Source organism: Frankia sp. BMG5.60 (genome assembly GCF_059428125.1).
The window spans coordinates 184,950-201,603 of record NZ_CM182091.1 but is presented as its reverse complement, the minus strand read 5'-3'; the positions used below and the strand labels follow the sequence as shown (position 1 = coordinate 201,603).

The 16,654-nt window shown below is 72.5% G+C and carries 12 protein-coding genes; 5 read left to right on the top strand and 7 right to left on the bottom strand.

All coding sequences use genetic code 11. From position 1 onward, the window contains the following. The first annotated feature begins 30 nt into the window (after positions 1-30). A complete protein-coding gene (locus AC5R91_RS00835) occupies positions 31-816 on the top strand; it encodes a dienelactone hydrolase family protein (RefSeq protein WP_495395137.1) in 786 nt (261 codons plus the stop codon). Positions 817-1,007: 191 nt separating this feature from the next. Here the strand turns inward: AC5R91_RS00835 and prcA are convergent, their stop codons facing one another. The 5 genes from prcA to arc form a co-directional block, all read right to left on the bottom strand. Beyond that, a complete protein-coding gene (gene prcA, locus AC5R91_RS00830; protein ID WP_495395136.1) occupies positions 1,008-1,733 on the bottom strand; it encodes a proteasome subunit alpha in 726 nt (241 codons plus the stop codon). 1 nt (position 1,734) lies between these two features. Further along, on the bottom strand, positions 1,735-2,559 hold the full coding sequence (gene prcB, locus AC5R91_RS00825; protein WP_495395135.1) for a proteasome subunit beta: 825 nt from the start codon (positions 2,557-2,559) through the stop codon (positions 1,735-1,737). A gap of 579 nt (positions 2,560-3,138) precedes the next feature. Next, positions 3,139-3,357, bottom strand: coding sequence for a ubiquitin-like protein Pup (locus AC5R91_RS00820; protein ID WP_495395134.1), 219 nt, complete (start codon positions 3,355-3,357; stop codon positions 3,139-3,141). 376 nt (positions 3,358-3,733) lie between these two features. Beyond that, positions 3,734-5,233 (bottom strand): depupylase/deamidase Dop, encoded by a 1,500-nt coding sequence (gene dop / locus AC5R91_RS00815; protein WP_495395133.1) that lies wholly within the window; start codon positions 5,231-5,233, stop codon positions 3,734-3,736. Positions 5,234-5,664: 431 nt separating this feature from the next. Continuing rightward, positions 5,665-7,470 (bottom strand): proteasome ATPase, encoded by a 1,806-nt coding sequence (arc, locus tag AC5R91_RS00810; RefSeq protein ID WP_495395132.1) that lies wholly within the window; start codon positions 7,468-7,470, stop codon positions 5,665-5,667. A gap of 119 nt (positions 7,471-7,589) precedes the next feature. Here arc and AC5R91_RS00805 point away from each other — a divergent pair, with 119 nt between their 5' ends. Then, entirely contained in the window at positions 7,590-7,913 is a 324-nt protein-coding gene (locus AC5R91_RS00805) for a ferredoxin (RefSeq protein WP_495395131.1), read from the top strand. A 612-nt stretch (positions 7,914-8,525) separates the two neighbouring features. On the opposite strand, the gene AC5R91_RS00800 is transcribed toward AC5R91_RS00805, so the two are convergent. After that, positions 8,526-9,524, bottom strand: coding sequence for a tRNA (adenine-N1)-methyltransferase (locus tag AC5R91_RS00800; RefSeq protein ID WP_495395130.1), 999 nt, complete (start codon positions 9,522-9,524; stop codon positions 8,526-8,528). Then, positions 9,521-10,711, bottom strand: a complete 1,191-nt coding sequence (locus AC5R91_RS00795; RefSeq protein ID WP_495395129.1) for a site-2 protease family protein — start codon at positions 10,709-10,711, stop codon at positions 9,521-9,523. The genes AC5R91_RS00800 and AC5R91_RS00795 overlap by 4 nt, the downstream gene beginning before the upstream one ends. 239 nt (positions 10,712-10,950) lie before the next feature. Here AC5R91_RS00795 and AC5R91_RS00790 point away from each other — a divergent pair, with 239 nt between their 5' ends. From AC5R91_RS00790 to AC5R91_RS00780, 3 genes are all read left to right on the top strand, one after another. Next, positions 10,951-11,937: a RecB family exonuclease gene (locus AC5R91_RS00790; protein WP_495395128.1), complete on the top strand. Its 987-nt coding sequence runs from the start codon at positions 10,951-10,953 to the stop codon at positions 11,935-11,937. Between the two features lie 287 nt (positions 11,938-12,224). Further along, complete coding sequence (locus AC5R91_RS00785) at positions 12,225-13,733, top strand: ABC transporter ATP-binding protein (protein WP_495395127.1); 1,509 nt, start codon at positions 12,225-12,227, stop codon at positions 13,731-13,733. 4 nt (positions 13,734-13,737) lie between these two features. Further along, positions 13,738-16,269: an ABC transporter permease gene (locus AC5R91_RS00780; RefSeq protein WP_495395126.1), complete on the top strand. Its 2,532-nt coding sequence runs from the start codon at positions 13,738-13,740 to the stop codon at positions 16,267-16,269. Positions 16,270-16,654: the final 385 nt, after the last annotated feature.

Sequence of the window (16,654 nt, the reverse complement as noted above, 5' to 3'; positions counted from 1 at the left end):
CGAAGGCCGCGACGGGGAAGGATGGCCGCCATGACAACCGGAACGAACGACACGACGTCCAGCCAGTCCCACCGCAACGGCACCCTGAAAAGTCACCTGCGGGCGGAGGTCGCCCGGCGAGGTTCGGTCCCGCTGACGATCGTGGCCCCCGCGGCGGACGATCCCCCCCGGGGTGGCATGGTCGTCGTGCAGGACGCCCGCGGCATCACGCCGTACCTGGTGTCCGTGTGCGACCGGTTGGCCGGCGCCGGCTGGCTGACCGTGGCGCCGCACCTGTACCACCGGGACGGACGCGACGAGGTCGACCCGGCCGGCGGCTGGCCGGGGGCGATCCCGGCGATGGAGGCGCTGACGGGGACGGGGATCGACGCCGACGTCGACGCGGCACTCACCCATCTCGCCGACTCCGGCTTCGACGCCGGGCAGAGCGCGATCGTCGGGTTCTGCATGGGCGGCACCGTCGCGCTGCACACCGCCACCCGCCACCCGCTGGCCGCGGCGGTGTCGTTCTACGGCGGCGGGGTGAGCACGCCGTACTGGTCGGGCGTGCCGCCGCTGGTGGAGGCGGCCCCGACGCTGCGCGTGCCGTGGCTTGGCCTCTACGGCGAACAGGACGATCTGATCAGCGGCGACGAGATCGCCGCGCTGCGGGCCGCGGCCGCCCGCAGCGGCGCGCCGACGGAACTCGTCAGCTACCCGGGCGCGGGACACGCCTTCCACAGCGACGACCGGGAGGCGGTGTACCGCCCGGTCGCCGCGGCGGACGCCTGGTCTCGCGCGCTCGCCTTCCTCGACGAGCACGTCCGCCCACGCTGAGTCGTCACCCGAGCTGAGTCGTCACCCGAGCTGAGTCGTCACCCTCGTGGGACACCGCCCGTACTGAGCACTACGCCGACGCGCCGTTCGGCCGGTCCGACGGTCGCCGCAGGGGCACCGATCGGACCGGCCGACCCGGCCGGTCAGGAGCGCGGCCGGTCAGGATCGCGGCCGGTCAGGATCGCGGCCGGTCAGGTGGGAGTGGCGGTCTGGGCGAGCAGCTCGGCGAGGGCGGTGCCGGCGATCCGCTTGAACTGCCGCCGGGCGCGGGTCCGGTCGAGCATCCCGACCTCCAGGTTGGCCTCGGTGAGCACCCGCTCGCCGTTCTGCGGCAGCCCCGGCGGGACGCTGACGGTCAGCGCCTGCACCGCGACCCGCAGGGCGTCGGCGAGAGGCTGGCCGTCCCGATGGTGCTCCTTCAGCGAGGTCGTGACCTGGTCGGAGGCGCCGCCGATCGCGACGAACCCCCGCTCGTCGGCGATCGACCCGTCGAACGTCAGCTTGTAGATCTGGTCGTCGCCGGTGGTGGGGCCGACCTCGGCCACCACGATCTCGACCTCGTAGGGCTTCACGCTCTCGGTGAAGATCGCACCGAGGGTCTGCGCGTAGGCGTTGGCGAGGGCGCGGCTGGTCACGTCGCGCCGGTCGTACATGTAGCCGCGGGAGTCCATCAGGCGGATGCCGGCCGTGCGCAGGTTCTCGAACTCGTTGTACTTGCCCACGGCGGCGAACGCGATGCGGTCGTAGATCTCGCTGATCTTGTGGAGGGTCGCCGAGGGGTTCTCGGCGACGAACAGGATCCCGTCCGCGTAGGTGATGACGACGACGCTGCGCCCGCGTGCGATGCCCTTGCGCGCGTACTCGGACTTGTCGCGGACCTGCTGTTCGGGGCTCGCGTATCCGAACGGCATGGTCACGTCAGCCTCCCGCGCTCGTGGAACGGTCCGCGATGATGGCGGTCACCACGGGTTCTACCTCGTCGTCGCCGTAGCGCCGGTACCCGTCGGACGTGACCGACGCGACGATCGGATACAGCTTGCGGATCGTGTCCGGGCCACCGGTCGCCGAGTCGTCGTCGGCGGCGTCGTAGAGAGCCTCGACGGCGATCCGCACCGCGTCGTCCTGGGTCAGGTCGACGCGGAAGCGCTTCTTCAGCGAGCCCTTCGCGAACACCGAGCCGGAACCGATCGACTCGTACGTCCGCTCCTCGGACTTCGCCGCGGCGATGTCGTAGGAGAAGATCCGACCCTTGTCCAGGTCCGGGTCGTAGCCGGCGAACAGGGGGACCACGGCGAGGCCCTGCAGAGCCATCGGCAGGTTGCCCTTGACCATGGCCGCCAGCCGGTTGGCCTTGGCGTCCAGGCTCAGGGTCGCGCCCTCGATCTTCTCGTAGTGCTCCAGCTCCACCTGGAACAGCCGGATCAGCTCGGCGCCGACCCCGGCCGTGCCGGCGTAACCCACGCAGGAGAAGTCGTCGGCGTGGTGCACCTTCTCGACGTCCCGCTGGGCGATCATGTGCCCCTGCGTCGCCCGGCGGTCACCGGCCATGATCACACCACCGGGGAACGTCACCGCCACGATCGTCGTGCCGTGCGCCACCTCGGTGACCGGCCCCGGCAGGCCACCCCGGGCCCCCGGCAGCAGGTGCGGCGCCGACTGCGACAGGAAATCGGTGAACGACGACGTTCCCGGTGTCATGAACACAGCCGGTAGGCGCCCGGCGCCACCCAATGGATCAGCCACGCATCCCCCTTCCGATAGACGGTCACACGGGCCGCGGCGTCCCGGTCGTCTCCGGGAACCGCGGGCGACGTGCGCATGAGCACAACATAGGGCCATCGCCTCCTGGTGCGGTCGGCCAGGGCGACCGGCCGGGCGATCGGCGGCGATCCACCCGCGGGGGCCCCAGCCCCGGACCGACCCCGGACCGGCCCCGCGGACCGTCCGCAGGGCGTCCACCGGCCCCGGCCGACCCGGCCGCGGCGCCCCGGCCGCACCCCGCGGGCCGGATCAGGGCCGTCCGGACACGCCCGGGAGGCCGCCGACGCGACCAGCGACGATCCGCACCCCGCGGACCGCAGCGGCGCGGCACGGCGGCGGGCGATAACGCGGTTCCCGGGCCCCGCGGGTCATCCACGACCCTGCCTCACCCGCCGGCGGAACCGACGGGCGACACGCGGAGTGCGGGTGGGCGACCCGGCCGGCGGCGGTCAGGCGACACAGGGCGACCGCCACGATCGGGAGGCACCTTCGGTTGCCCCGAGCGCGCCCGGAGCCGGTGCGTGGCGCGGGCTCAGCCCCGCCGACGCCGGGGTTGCGCGGTCACTCGCCGCCCTTCTGGACGTAGCCCTTCACGAACTCCTCGGCGTTCTCCTCAAGGACGTCGTCGATCTCGTCGAGGAGCGAGTCGACGTCCTCGGACAGCTTCTCATGCCGCTCCTTGAGGTCACTGGCGTCGCTGCTCTCGGCCGCGACCTCCTCGACCTCCTCGGCATGCCGGTTGGTGTGCTGCTGCCCGCCGCCGCTGTCCCTGGTGGCCATGAAGCCCTCCTTCGATCGCCTGGCGCGACACTATCCCGCCCCACCGACACCATCAGTCGGATCGGTGAGAGGTCCACTCCATCACGAACTGACCGTCTCGTCGCGACGTCCGCCCAGGGCGCAACGCGCACAGATCAGCAGGGAGCACCCGGCCCGACGGTGGGCGCGGTAGGGTGCCGGCCGCGGGCGACGAGGCCCGTGCCACGCCCGGCCGGCTCACCGACCGCGCGGCGCCGCCAGCCGGCTCTGGCGGCCGGCCAGCACGGCCGCCAGCGCGTCCGGCCGGCTCACCGACCGGCCAGTGCCGCCAGGCGGCCCCAGCGAGCGGCCAGCGCCGCCAGGCAGCCCAGCGAGCGGCCAGCGCCGCCGGTCGGGCTCAGCGGCCGGCCAGCGCGTCGACGAGGTCCGCGGCGGTGGCGCAGCGGTCGAGCAACTCGCCCACGTGCGCCCTGGTCCCCCGCAGCGGCTCCAGGGTCGGCACCCGCTGCAGGGAGTCCCGGCCGATGTCGAAGATCACCGAGTCCCACGACGCCGCGGCGACCTGCTGCGGGTAGCGGGCGAGGCAGCGGCCGCGGAAGAACGCCCGGGTGTCCTCCGGCGGCTCCGTCATCGCCCTGGTGACCTCGTCCTCGCTGACGACCAGATCGAACCGACCGCGCTCGACGAGGCGGTTGTACAGGCCCTTGTCCGGCCGCACGTCGTGGTACTGCAGGTCGACGAGCTCCAGGCGGGGTGAGTCCCAGGCCAGGGCGTCGCGCGAGCGGTACCCCTCCAGGATCGACAGCTTGGCGACCCAGTCGAGTTCCCGGGCGCAGCTCATCGGGTCGACCTCGAGGCGGCCGAGGACCGACTCCCAGCGGGAGAGGACGTCGGCGGTCTGCGGGTCGACGTCCGAGCCGAACCGGTTCTCCACGTACTTGCGGGCCTGCTCGAAGTACTCCATCTGCAGCTGCACGGCGGTCATCTTCCGACCGTCGCGCAGCGTCACGAGATGCTTGAGCGAGGGGTCGTGCGAGATCGCCCGCAGGGCGGCCACCGGGCCGTCCACGGACAGGTCGACGCTGAACCAGCCGTCCTCGATCATGGCGAGGACCAGCGACGTCGTGCCCACCTTCAGGTAGGTGGCGACCTCGCTCATGTTCGCGTCGCCGATGATGACGTGCAGCCGGCGGTACTTCTCCGGGTCGGCGTGCGGCTCGTCCCGGGTGTTGATGATCGGACGCTTCAGCGTCGTCTCGAGGCCCACCTCGACCTCGAAGAAGTCCGCCCGCTGGCTGATCTGGAAACCGGCCTCTCGGCTGTCGACGCCGAGGCCGACCCGACCGGCGCCGCAGACGACCTGGCGGGAGACGAAGAACGGGGTGAGGTTGCGGACGATCTCCCCGAACGGGGTCGACCGGGCCATGAGGTAGTTCTCGTGGCAGCCGTAGGAGACACCCTTGTTGTCGGTGTTGTTCTTGTACAGGTTCACGGGCTTGGAGCCGGGCACCGTCAGGGCACGGCGTGCCGCCTCCGCCATCACCCGTTCACCGGCCTTGTCCCACAGCACGACGTCACGCGGGTTGGTGACCTCGGGCGAGGAGAACTCAGGATGGGCGTGGTCGACGTAGAGCCGTGCCCCGTTGGTCAGGATGACGTTGGCGAGGCCCAGGTCGTCCTCGTTGGCCGGCGCGCTCGGGTCGACCGCGGGCTCCCGGGGGAGCTCGAAGCCTCGTGCGTCCCGCAGTGGCGACTCCTCCTCGAAGTCCCACCGGGCACGGCTGCCCGAGGACGACGTTCTGTTGGCATAGGAGTTCACCACCAACGACGAGGCCAACATCTGATTGGTGTTCGGCTGACCGGGCACCGACACCCCGTACTCGGTCTCGATTCCCATGATCCGGCGCGCGCTCACTCTGCAAGCGTAGGTGCTGCGCGGGCGGTCGGTTGGCCGGACGTCCGCCTTGTTTCTTCTGGGCGGTGCGCGTGGACCCGTTCCGCCCGACGCGGATCGGCGCGGCGAACGTCCGAGCCGGACCCCGACGAGGCCGGGGATCCCCCGATCGGGGGCGCCCGGGCCGGGGCGGATCGCGGCTGGACCGGCACGCGGGTGTCGCCCGCGCCGGTGGCGGCGCACCTCGGGGAACGCCGCTGCGGTGGGCCGCAGGCCCCCGCGGGCTGGGCGGGCCCGGGCCTCCGGCGCACGCATGCCGCGGCGCCCGGGACCTCCTCGGTCCCGGGCGCCGCGGTACGGAGCAGGCCGCATCCCGCCGCGGTCGCCTTGTCAGCGCGACCGCGGCGGGACCGCGGCGAGTGTTCCGCCGGCCGTTACAGGTACTGGCCGGTGTTCGCGATGGTGTCGATGGAGCGTCCGGCCTCGGTGCCCTTCGTCCCGGTGACAAGCGTGCGGATGTAGACGATCCGCTCGCCCTTCTTGCCGGAGATCCGGGCCCAGTCGTCCGGGTTGGTCGTGTTCGGCAGGTCCTCGTTCTCCTTGAACTCGTCCAGGCACGCGGCGAGCAGGTACTGCATGCGCAGACCCTTGAGGCCGCCCTCGATGTGCGCCTTGACCGCCATCTTCTTGGCGCGGGCGACGATGTTCTCGATCATCGCGCCCGAGTTGAAGTCCTTGAAGTACAGGACCTCCTTGTCACCGTTGGCGTAGGTCACCTCGAGGAAGCGGTTCTCCTCGCTCTCCGCGTACATCCGCTCGACGACCCGTTGGATCATCGCGGCGACCGTGGCCTCCCGGTTGCCGTCGAACTCGGCGAGGTCCTCCGGGTAGAGCGGCAGGCTGGGCACGACGTACTTGGCGAAGATGTCGCGGGCCGCTTCGGCGTCGGGCCGCTCCACCTTGATCTTGACGTCGAGCCGCCCCGGCCGCAGGATCGCCGGGTCGATCATGTCCTCGCGGTTGGACGCGCCGATCACAATCACGTTCTCGAGCTGCTCGACGCCGTCGATCTCGCTGAGCAGCTGCGGAACGATCGTGTTCTCCACGTCCGAGGACACACCCGAGCCTCGGGTCCGGAAGATCGAGTCCATCTCATCGAAGAACACGATCACCGGCATTCCCTCGGACGCCTTCTCGCGCGCCCGCTGGAACACCAGCCGGATCTGCCGCTCGGTCTCGCCGACGAACTTGTTGAGCAGCTCGGGGCCCTTGATGTTGAGGAAGAAGGCGCGGCCGTTGCCCTGGCCGGTGATCGCCTCGACCTTCTTGGCCAACGAGTTGGCGACCGCCTTCGCGATCAGCGTCTTGCCGCAGCCGGGTGGGCCGTAGAGCAGCACACCCTTCGGCGGCTTGAGCTGATGCTCCCGGTAGAGATCCTTGTACAGGAACGGCAGCTCCACCGAGTCGCGGATCGACTCGATCTGACTCTTCAGCCCGCCGATCTGCTCGTACCCGATGTCCGGGACCTCTTCGAGGACGAGCTCCTCGACCTCGGACTTCGGGACCCGCTCGAAGGCGTACCCGGAGCGGGGCTCGATCAACAACGAGTCCCCCGCGCGGATCGGACCGTCGAGCAGCGGTTGGGCCAGCATGACCACCCGCTCCTCGTCGGTGTGACCGATCACCAGTGCTCGGTCACCGCTTTCGAGGACTTCCTTGAGCAGAACGATCTCGCCCTGCCGCTCGAACGCGCGCGCCTCGACCACGTTGAGGGCCTCGTTGAGCATGACCTCCTGGCCGGGCGAGAGCGAGCCGACGTCGACACTCGGCGACACGGTCACCCGGAGCTTTCTGCCCTGAGTGAACACGTCGACGGTGCCGTCGTCATACCGGGAGACGAAGATCCCGTAGCCGCTTGGCGGCTGCGCGAGTCTGTCGACCTCCTCCTTCAGGGTGACGATCTGGTCGCGCGCCTCCCGGAGGGTGGCGACGAGTCTGTCGTTCTGTCCCGTGGCGGACGACAGCTCGGCCTGTATCTCCGCGAGGCGTTCCTCCAGCACCCTGACCTGCCTGGGCGATTCGGACAACCTGCGCCGCAGCATGGCCACTTCCTCTTCCAGGAAGGCGACCTGCGTCGTGAGCTCGTGTGCTTCCTTCTCGTACGCCGACCGCCGTGATTCGGCATCACCTGGACGACCCGTGCTCCCACCGGAGCCAGAGCCCGAACGGGGACCGGACACTGCGCCTCCACCTCCCCCGTGCTGACCGGGACGCACCCACACTACCGTTGTGACCGCCGCTGGCAGGCCGGTCACGCAAGGACGACCGGGCTTTGCCGTAAACAGCGGGTTACGGTGCCATGGTGACAGAAGATCGGAGCCCTGTGGCAACTCCAGCGAAGCCGGGCGTTTCGGCAGGCCTGCGCGTGCGGGTCGACCAGAACGCCTGCACCGGCGACGGTCTGTGCGTCCAACTCGCCCCCAGCGTCTTCGAGTTCGACGTCGACGGGCTGGCCTACGTCAAGGACGACGCCGGCGAGCTCCAGACGACCGACGGGGCGTACGTGCCGGTGCCCCTGCCCGTCGTGGACGCGGTCGTCGACGCGGCCGACGAGTGTCCGGGGACGTGCATCTACGTGGAACGCCCGGACGGCACCCTGGAGGCCGGCGGCCCCCTGGGCTGACGCCTCCACCACGCCGAGCCCCCTCCGCCGCCGAGAGACCCTCCGTCAGCGAGGGACCCTCCGTCGGCAAGACCCCTCCGTCGGCGAGAGACCCTCCGTCGGCGAAAGGGTCTGCAGGAGGTCGATGACGCTCCAGGAGCGGCGAGAGGTCACTGACCTTCTGCGACTGCGACCGCCCTGTCGCCTCGGTCCCGATCGACCCGGCCGTGGGGCCGCCGTGGCCTCCCCTGGTCCGCGCGGGTCAGACCCCGGGCCTGCCTGATCGGCTTGGCCTCGTGCGGCCGCTCACCAGTTCCTCTCCACACTCGGTGACGGAACGTGATATCGACCTACACCCGCCTCGCCACCGCACGGCCCATCGCCACACCGCCACACCGCCACACGAGGCGGGGGTGTGCAGGGGAACGGGGCAACCTGTTCCTTCTGGAGGGACGAATCAGACACAGAACCCCCCAGAAGGAACAGGCAGGCGCTCTCCCCCGCATCCGCATCCGCCGCCGCCCGAGCCGTAGCCCGATTCGCGACGCGCCTCAGCCACACCCCCTACCGTCACGGAAGGTGACAGCAGGACGGGAGAGGCTTCTTGCGGCGTGCACCAGCTGGCTGGTGGAGTCAGCTCCCACGCGTGGCTTCGGGTACCGCATCCACGGCGGGTTCGGGCGCAGCTCCGGCGAGGGCCGTCGCGGCCGGCTCGGCGAGGGGGGCACCCGCCTCAGCCGGATCCGTGGCGGCCCGCTCACCGAGGGCGCCCTTGGCCGGGCGCCGGCGACGGACCGGGGGCGTGACCCCGTCGGCGAGGCGGCGCGCGGTGACCAGGAAGCCCGTGTGGCCGACCATGCGGTGGCCGGGACGGACGGCAAGGCCCTCGACATGCCAGTCCCGCATCATCGTCTCCCAGGCGGCGGGCTCGGCGAACGTGCCGTGGGCCCGCAGGGTCTCCACGACCCGGGAAAGCTGCGTCGTCGTGGCGACGTAGGCGCAGACCACCCCGCCGGGAACGAGCGCGGCGCTGACGGCGTCCACGACGTCCCAGGGCGCGAGCATGTCCAGGACGACCCGGTCGACGTCCCGTTCGGTCGTCTCGGCCAGGTCGCCGACGATCACCGTGTGCGCCGGATGCGGCCCGCCGAAGAACGTCTCGATGTTGCGCTGGGCGATGGCGGCGAAGTCCTCCCGCCGCTCGTAGGAGATCAACCGGCCGGCGTCCCCGATGGTGCGCAGCAGGGAGCAGGACAGCGCGCCCGAGCCGACGCCGGCCTCGAGCACCCGCGCGCCCGGGAAGATGTCCGCGTACGTGATGATCTGGCCCGCGTCCTTGGGGTAGACGACGGTCGCCCCGCGGGGCATCGACAGCACGAAGTCCACGAGCAGGGGGCGCAGCGCCAGATAGTCGGTGCCGCCGGTGCTGGTGACGACGATGCCCTCGGGCCGGCCGAGCAGCGCGTCGTGTTCGACGGCCCCGCGGTGGGTGTGGAACTGCTTGCCCGGCTCCAGGACGACGGTGTGCTTGCGCCCCTTGGGATCGGTGAGCTGCACCCGGTCGCCCTTGGTGAAGGGCCCGCGGCGGTGCGCCGCGCCGGTGGGGCCGGGACGAAGGTCGGGATCGGTCACCGCTGCGCCACCATGCGCGCGGCGGCGGCCGGGTCGAGGCGGGCGACCAGGTCGACCATCGCGAGCACGCCGACCGGCCGGCCGTGCTGCAGCACCAGGTACTCCGAGGCGGGCATGCTCTGCACCGCGGCGAGCAGGTCCTCGCCCTCCAGGTCGGCGTCGAGCACCATCCCGGGCGAGATCGCCCGGCTCACCTCGTCCACGGACATCCACGGCCTCCGATGCTCGGGCAGCGCGTCGACCGCCGAGCCATTCATGATCTTGATGGGATTGCCGTCGCGGTCGATCACCGCGACGGCGGTGGCGCCGACCTCCTGCGCCCGCCGCAGCGCCTCGGCCAGCGGCACGGCGCCCTCGACGGGCAGCGTCCGGCGCACCAGCCGGCCGGCGGACAGCCCCGGCAGCCGCCCACGCAACTGGGCCGCCCGCAGCGACTGGAAGGCCGCGAAGGCCAGGAACGCCGCCAGAGCATACGTGTAGAACAGGCCGAAGCTGTCGCCGGAGATCGTCGTCCCCCAGACGACCATGCCCGCGGCCACCACGAAGCCGCCGTAGGCGCCGGCCCGCAGCCCGCGCAGCTTGTCCCCGGTCACCGCCCACACGGCGGCGATGACCACCCGCCCGCCGTCCAATGGCACACCGGGGGCCAGGTTGAACACGAACAGCGCCAGGTTGATGACCCCGAGATCGCGCAGCACCACCCCGACGTGGGTGTCGTCGCCGATGCCGAGCAGGCCGAGGAAGCACAGCCCGGCGAGCAGACCGTTGGCCGCCGGACCGACGAAGGCGATGAGGAACTCGCGGCCGGGGCTGCGGGGCTCGGGCTCGAACTCGGTGAACCCGGCGAACCCGTGCAGCGTCACCGAACGGACGGTGTGGCCGAAGGCGAGGGCGGCCAGGCAGTGGCCGATCTCGTGGACCAGCAGGGAGACCAGGAAGCCGACGGAGATCACCGTGGCCATCGCGAGGACCTGGCCGTCCGACGCCGTCGGCAGCCGGTCCCGGATGGAGCCGGAGAGCAGATAGGCCACCAGCAGGGCGAAGATCAACGCAAGCGGCGACACCATGATCGGGACGCCCCGGATGCGCCCGATGATGACTCCCGCCGGGCGTTCACCCGGATGCCGCGACGCACCACCCGTGCCGCCATGGGCATCCGAGCCGGTGCCACCGCGCTGATCCGTCATGGAACCGATGCTACGGACCAGATCCGGCCGCGTCTGCCGGCCCTGTCCGCGCCTGTGACCAGCGGGGGTGCCGGGGGTCTCCGGCCAGGGCCGCCTCGGCGCGCCGGTGCCCACCCGGACGCCCCGCGCCGCCGGTCACGCACGACGGCGCCGCCACCGGCCGGACCGCCGCCGTCGCCAGCCGCCGTCGGCCGGGGCCGACCCGCGGGAGTGTCGGTGGCGGGTTCTAGGGTCGGGTCATGACCACGACGCCGCCGCCGGGTTCCGCGGCATCCAGCGAGGCCCCGGTGCCGGCGGTCGGCCCCGCAGTGCCGCACGGCCCCGCGGCGCCGGCCGGCGCCGCAGCGCCGAGCGGGCCGCGGGGTGCCCAGCGGCCGCTGATCGGGTCGCTGTCGCCGTCGCGGGCGGCGGACTTCGTGAACTGCCCGCTGCGCTACCGATTCCGCGTCGTCGACCGGCTGCCCGAACCGCCGAGCGAGGCGGCCAGCCGCGGGACCGTCGTGCACTCGGTCCTGGAGAACCTGTTCGACCTGCCGCCGGCCGGGCGGACCCTCGAGGCCGCGCGCACGCTGGTCGAGCCGGCCTGGCTGGCGCTGCGCGAACGGGAGCCGGCGGTCGAGGCGCTCTTCGACGGCCCGGACGCGCTCGCCGCCTGGCTGGATTCGGCGCGCGAGCTGCTCGCCGGGTACTTCGCGCTGGAGGACCCGGCCCGGCTCGCCCCGTCGGCCCGCGAGCTCTACGTCGAGCACGTGCTCGACTCCGGGCTGCGGCTGCGCGGCTACGTGGACCGGCTCGACGAGGCCACGACCCCGCAGGGCGTGGCCCTGCGGGTGGTCGACTACAAGACCGGCCGCTCGCCCGGACCGGCGTTCGAGGGTTCGGCGATGTTCCAGATGAGGTTCTACGCCCTGCTGCTGTGGCGGATCCGCGGCGTGATCCCCCGGGAGCTTCGCCTGTACTACCTCGGTGACCGCACCTGGTTGCGGGCCACCCCGGACGAGGCGGACCTGCGGGCCACCGAGCGGCGGATCGAGGCGCTGTGGGCGGCGATCGACCGGGCCCACCGCAGCGGGGACTGGCGGGCCACCCCGAACCGCCTGTGCTCCTGGTGCCACCACCAGGCGCTGTGCCCGGCGTTCGGCGGCACGCCGCCGCCGCTGCCCCGACAGGCCCCCGCCGTGCCCCTCGACGACGCGGCCCCGGCTGTCTGCGAGGCGGACGGCTGACTCCCGCCGGCGAGGACGCCGCCCACGGACGAGGACGGGAACGTCGACGGGACGCGGGCTGTCCGGGGATTCCGGATCGATCCCGAGATGCGGATCATTCCTCGGTCGTTGGGGACTCCGACGGCGTGATCGAGGTCGTCCGGACCGGGCGGCCGGCGGGCGGACCCCGCCGAGCGTGGCAGTCCGCGCGCCGAAACACCTACATAGGACGATGGGACGGGCCCTGTACCCGGCGGCGGGCAGGGGCATCGGCAGACGCGCCGAGCGCGCGAGGAGAGGACGTCACGATGGCCCGACGGACCGGATCATCCCCAGGCGGGAGGCGGGACGCGGGCAGGGGCGCTCCGCCCGGTCGCCCGCAGCGGGTGGCGCGGACCGCCGAGCGCGGGGACGACCGCCGCGAGCAGCCCGCCGTCGGCATCGCGGGCGGTCCCGGCGGTCCCGGCGGCACGGGCGGCACGGTCCCGGCGGCGCGCGCCGACCGTCTGACGAAGGTCTACGGCACCGGGGACACGACCGTCACCGCGCTGCGCGGGATCGACCTGGACTTCCCGCGCGGCCGCTTCACGGCGATCATGGGGCCGTCGGGTTCGGGGAAGTCCACGCTCATGCACTGCCTGGCCGGCCTGGACACGGTGACCCGCGGGCGGGTGTTCATCGGCGACGTCGACCTGTCCCGGCTGTCGGACAAGGAGCTCACCCGGCTGCGCCGGGACCGGATCGGTTTCATCTTCCAGCAGTTCAACCTGCTGCCGACGCTCACCGCGGCGGAGAACATCACGCTGCCGCTGAGCATCGCGGGCCGCTCCCCGGATCAGGCGTGGATGCGCACCGTCGTCGACGCGGTCGGCCTCGCCCCCCGGCTGGGGCACCGGCCGAGCGAGCTGTCGGGCGGCCAGCAGCAGCGGGTCGCCTGCGCCCGCGCCCTCGTCACCCGACCCGAGATCATCTTCGCCGACGAGCCGACCGGCAACCTGGACTCCCGCTCGGGCGCCGAGGTGCTGTCGTTCCTGCGGGACTCGGTCACCGAGCTCGGGCAGACGATCGTCATGGTGACGCACGACGCCACCGCCGCCTCCTACTCGGACGAGGTGATCTTCCTCGCGGACGGTCGGCTCGTCGACGCGATCGAGCAGCCGACCGCGGACGAGGTGCTCGACCGGATGAAGCACCTCGACGCCGCCCAGCGCGGGCTGCTCCCCGACGGCGCCGACGCGCCCGGCGAAGCGGACGCCTACGACGACGATCGGGACGGCCGGGACCGCCACGACGATCGGGACCGCCACGGCGGCCGGGACCGCCACGCGCGTCGCGCGGACCGCGAGCATCAGGGCGACCGAGCCCGCCACGACGGCTACAGCGCGGCGCCCCACCCACGGGGCTACCCGGAGGGCGACGACCGTTACGGCGACTACGACTACCCCGACCAGCGCTACGGCAACGACAGCCGGCCGGCGCGGCCGGCGCCCTACGACGGCCGCTACGCCGAGCCGTTCACCGGCGAGTTCGACCCCGTCCCCGGGCCCGAGACCGGGCCCCTGGACGAGACCGGACCACCGGACGGCAGCGGGCCGGGCGGCGGCCGCTACGGTGGGCCGGCGGGCGCCCCGCGGCGCCGGCCGGTGCCGCGCCCCACCGGCCCGCGCGACGACGACGAGCCGGACGGCTACGGCGTCCCAGACGGCTACAGCACCCCGGACGGCTACAGCACCCCGGACGGCTACGGCACCCCGGACGGCTACGGCGCGCCGGGCGGCTACCGGGCGGACGGGCCCGGGTCGGCGGGCTGGGCCTGAGCCGATGCTGCGCGCCACCCTCAAGAGCCTGCTGGCCCGCAAGGTCCGGCTGGCCCTGTCCATGCTGGCGGTTGTCGTCGGCGTGAGCTTCGTCACCGGCACCCTGGTCCTGACGGACACGCTCAACCGGACGTTCAACGGCCTGTTCGCCGACATCAACAAGAACGTCAGCGTCGCGGTCCGCGCGGTCAACCAGATCGACCCGACGAGCGACGCCGGCCGACCGCCGCTGCCCGCGTCGATCCTCGACACCGTGGCCAGGGTCGACGGGGTGCGCGCGGCCGTCGGGTCGGTCAACGGCCAGGCGGTGCTCATCAACCCGCGCACCGGCAAGCCGGCGAAGGAGGGCGGGGCGCCGGGGCTGGGCAGGAACTGGACGGGCGGCCAGCCGACCGCGTCCGAACAGCTCGCCGAGGGCCACGCCCCTGGTCCCGGCGAGATCGTGGTGGATCGGGCGACGGCGCGGGACCTTCATCTCGCCCTCGGGGCGCGGATCTCCGTGCAGACCAAGGGGCCACCGGCGACGTACACGCTGGTCGGCACGTTCCGGGTGGCCGGGCAGGACAGCCTCGGCGGCGCCGCGGTGACCGCGTTCGACACTGCCACCGCCCAGCGGGTGCTGCTGGCCCCCGGCCAGTTCAGCTCCATCCACCTGGCGGCCGTCCCCGGCCTCGGCCAGCCGGAGCTGCGCGCGCGGGTCGCCGCCGCGCTCCCCGCCGGCGTCGAGGCGATCACCGGCACGCAGCTCTCGGAGGAGAACGCCAGCGCCGTGCAGCAGGCGATCAGCGGCTTCTCGACCTTCCTGCTGATCTTCGCGGCTATCTCGGTGTTCGTCGGGGCCTTCATCATCTTCAACACCTTCACGATGTTGGTGGCGCAGCGGGTACGGGAGCTGGCGCTGTTGCGGGCGATCGGCGCCAGCCGGCGCCAGGTGCAGATCTCGCTGCAGGTCGAGGCGGCTCTGGTCGGCTTCGCCGGCGCGAGTGTGGGGCTGCTGTTCGGCGCGGGGCTCGCCGTGCTGCTCCGGGCGGCCGTCGGGGCGTTCGGCGTGGATCTGCCCAGCGGCTCGCTGGTCTTCGAGGCGCGCACGATCACCGCCGCCTACGCCGTGGGCGTTCTGATCACCTCGGCGGCGGCCTTCGTGCCGGCGCGCAAGGCCGCGTCCGTGCCGCCGATCGCGGCGATGCGGGAGACCTACGTGCTGCCGACGCGCTCGCTGCGCACCCGGGCCGTCGCCGGGACGGTCCTCACGGGGCTCGGGGTGCTGCTGCTCGTTCTCGGGACCGCGTCGGCGGGCAAGTCGGGTGCCACCTCCGTCGGGGTCGGCGCCGCGGGGATCTTCCTCGGTATCGCCACCCTGTCGCCCCTGCTGTCCGGCCCGATCATCCGGGTCCTCGGCGCGCCGTTCGTCTCGCTGTTCGGCACCACCGGCCGGCTCGGCCGGGAGAACGCGATGCGCAACCCGCGGCGCACCTCCTCGACCGCCTCCGCCCTCATGATCGGACTTGCACTGGTCAGCGCCTTCTCGATCCTCGGACAGTCGATCAAGGAGTCGGTGCGCACGACGGTGCAGGACAGTCTCGGCGCCGACTTCTTCCTGACCGCCCAGGGCTTCGGCCAGGGCTTCAGCGGGCAGGTGGCGCGCGACCTGGCCGGCAAACCCGGCATCGAGGTCGCGACCGGGCTGCGCGGCGGCCTGGCGAAGGTCGGCGGACGCGACGCCCAGGTGCTCGCCGGGGATCCGGCGGGCCTGCCCAAGGTGCTGGCCCTCAAGAAGGTCGCCGGGGACCTCCACGCCCTCGGCGACGGCACGATCCTCGTGGATGACACCGTCGCCGCCGACCGCCACCTCACCGTCGGGCAGAAGGTCCCCGTCGCCTTCCCCGACGGCACCCAGGACCTCACCGTCGCCGGGACGTACAAGAAGAGCCAGGTGGCCGGCTCGTGGATTATCTCGACCAGCCAGTTCGCCCGGCACACCACCGACGACCTGGACCTGTTCGTGCTGGTCAAACGCGCCGGCGGAGCCGACCCCGCCGCCGTGCGCGCCGAGATCGACAAGATCGTCAAGCCCTACGCCACGGTGGAGGTACGCGACCAGTCGGAGTTCGTCGCCCAGCAGGAGAAGCAGATCGACCAGCTACTCGGCTTCATCTACGTCCTGCTGGCCCTGGCAGTGATCATCGCGCTGTTCGGCATCGTGAACACGCTCGCCCTGTCCGTGATCGAACGGACCCGGGAGATCGGGCTGCTGCGCGCCGTCGGCATGAGCCGCGGGCAGATGCGGGCCATGGTCGTCATGGAGTCGACGATCATCTCCGTCTTCGGCGCCGTGCTGGGGGTGGCCGTCGGCAGCATCTTCGGCTGGGCCCTGACCAAGGCCCTGGCCTCCCAGGGCATCAGCACGTTCGCCTACCCGGTCCCGACGATCATCATCGTCATCATCGTCGGCGTCCTGCTCGGCATCCTCGCCGCCGTCTTCCCCGCCCGCCGCGCCGCCCGCATGGACGTCCTGCGCGCCATCTCCGCCGCCTGACCGCCTGCGCTGGAACCGTAGCGGAAGGGCGCACCCTCTCCCAGCGCAGGGACCACCTCACGGAGGGTTCTCCGGCGCCCACGGCGCGCTCAGGGCCGGACGCCCGCACGCGCGCCGCCACGCCTGCCGTCACCCCGCCCGTCGACGTCCCCGCCGCCCCACCCGTCGGCACGGCGTCGCCCGGCACGGCGTCGCCCGGCACGGCGTCGCCCGGCACGGCACGGAGGGAGCGTCTCCGGCCGACCCAGCCCAGCCCTTCGTCGACCCCACCCGAAAGCGTGACCCGGCCAGATTGCTGCCACATCATGCCGAGGGCTCGGTACGGTTTTTGGGCGAAAAACCGTACCGAAACCTCGGCACGATTGTGTGCACGCACGATTACGGA

Coding starts and splice junctions, on each gene's coding strand:
- AC5R91_RS00835 (WP_495395137.1), top strand. CDS start 31: ATGACAACCGGAACGAACGACACGACGTCCAGCCAGTCCCACCGCAAC.
- AC5R91_RS00820 (WP_495395134.1), bottom strand. CDS start 3,357: ATGGCCACCAGGGACAGCGGCGGCGGGCAGCAGCACACCAACCGGCAT.
- dop (WP_495395133.1), bottom strand. CDS start 5,233: ATGGGAATCGAGACCGAGTACGGGGTGTCGGTGCCCGGTCAGCCGAAC.
- AC5R91_RS00805 (WP_495395131.1), top strand. CDS start 7,590: ATGGTGACAGAAGATCGGAGCCCTGTGGCAACTCCAGCGAAGCCGGGC.
- AC5R91_RS00795 (WP_495395129.1), bottom strand. CDS start 10,711: ATGACGGATCAGCGCGGTGGCACCGGCTCGGATGCCCATGGCGGCACG.
- AC5R91_RS00790 (WP_495395128.1), top strand. CDS start 10,951: ATGACCACGACGCCGCCGCCGGGTTCCGCGGCATCCAGCGAGGCCCCG.
- AC5R91_RS00785 (WP_495395127.1), top strand. CDS start 12,225: ATGGCCCGACGGACCGGATCATCCCCAGGCGGGAGGCGGGACGCGGGC.
- AC5R91_RS00780 (WP_495395126.1), top strand. CDS start 13,738: ATGCTGCGCGCCACCCTCAAGAGCCTGCTGGCCCGCAAGGTCCGGCTG.